General features: G+C 74.1%; 1 protein-coding gene and 1 pseudogene. Both read right to left on the bottom strand.

Annotation, left to right across the window (positions count from 1 at the left end):
- The coding region (locus tag ACFV0Q_RS41575; RefSeq protein ID WP_385013305.1) for a glutamate synthase subunit beta at positions 1-1,001 on the bottom strand (1,001 nt) is incomplete at its 3' end.
- Between the two features lie 235 nt (positions 1,002-1,236).
- Positions 1,237-1,514 (bottom strand): annotated as a pseudogene (locus ACFV0Q_RS41570) (hypothetical protein); the annotation flags it as partial.

The raw sequence follows: 1,514 nt of genomic DNA, 5'->3' as shown, positions 1-1,514 counted from the left end.
ACCTTCGGGTACACCGGCCAGGGCTCCCCGTCGGCGCGCTCGGGCCCCGGCTCCGGATTGATGTCGAGCTGGACCACCGAGAGCGCGCCCTGCCGCAGCGCCGTGCCGAGGCAGTCCGAGCCGGTGTCACCGCCCCCGACGATCACCACGTGGCTGCCCTCGGCGGACACGGGCGACACCGGGTAGTCGCCCTCGCGCACCCGGTTCGCGCAGGTCAGGTACTCCATGGCCTGGTGGATGCCGTGCAGCCCGCGCCCCGGGACCGGCAGCTCCCTGCGCTCCCCGGCGCCGACGGCGACCACGACGGCGTCGTAGCTCCTCCGCAGTTCGTCCGCCCGCTCCGTCCCGCCGATGTCCACCCCCGTCACGAAGGAGGTGCCCTCGGCCCGCATCTGCCCGATCCGGCGGTCGAGGTGCGCCTTCTCCATCTTGAACTCGGGAATGCCGTAGCGCAGCAGGCCGCCGATCCGGTCGGCCCGCTCGTGGACGACGACGGCGTGCCCGGCCCGGGTCAGCTGCTGGGCCGCGGCCAGTCCGGCCGGGCCGGAACCTATGACGGCCACCGACTTCCCGCCGCGCCGCTCCGGGGGGCGCGGGCTCATGTACCCGCGCCGCAGCCCCTCGTCAGCGATGGTCTGCTCGACGTTCTTGATGGTCACCGGATCGGCGTTGATCGTCAGCACGCAGGCGTCCTCGCAGGGCGCCGGGCAGAGCCGGCCGGTGAACTCGGGGAAGTTGTTGGTGGCGTGCAGCCGCTCGTACGCGGCGCTCCAGTCGCCGTGGGCGGCGTACGCGTTCCACTCGGGTATGAGGTTCCCCAGCGGGCACCCGGTGTGGCAGAAGGGGATGCCGCAGTCCATGCAGCGGTCGGCCTGCTCGGAGACGAGCGGCAGCAGCGCCTGCCCCGCGTACACCTCGCGCCAGTCGGCGAGCCGCTCGGCCACGGGCCGCGGCGCGACGGCCTTGCGGGGGATCCTGAGGAAGCCGAACGGATCGGTCACGCGCCGCCTCCCTGGCCCAGGTGCGAGCGAGCGGGTACGGGGTGCGATGCGGCGCGCACGAGGCGCGCCGCATTGCAACCTTTCGACCAGATTACGCCGTCCGGGTCAGGTCGCGCGGATCGGTCTGACCTTGAGGAACGTGCCCGGTGTCACGGAGAGTGCCCGCTCGGACGTGCGGGGTGGCGCGACACCGGGGCGGAGGCCGCGTACGCCCGCCCCGGCCCGCCCTCGCGGCTCAGTAGCCCCAGCGGGGCTGGCCGCCGTCCTGGCGGCAGTAGATCATCCGGCCGTTGCCCGCGTGCGTGGACCGGCCCACGTCCGCCTTGCGGCAGAACTGGCCCGCGTTGTAGCAGTTGCCGGCGTTGGAGACGATCTCGCAGTCGGCCTTCGCGGGCTCGTCCGGGGTGGTCGGCGCCTTCGTCGTCGGCTTCGGCGCCGGCGTGGTGGCGGGCCGGGCCGGCGGGGTCTCCACGGGTGCCTTCGCGTCGGCGTCGGCGGTGGCGGGAGGGGTGG

This window comes from Streptomyces sp. NPDC059564 (assembly GCF_042735575.1).
Lineage (GTDB): Bacteria > Actinomycetota > Actinomycetes > Streptomycetales > Streptomycetaceae > Streptomyces.
This window is presented reverse-complemented; position numbering and strand designations above follow the sequence as displayed.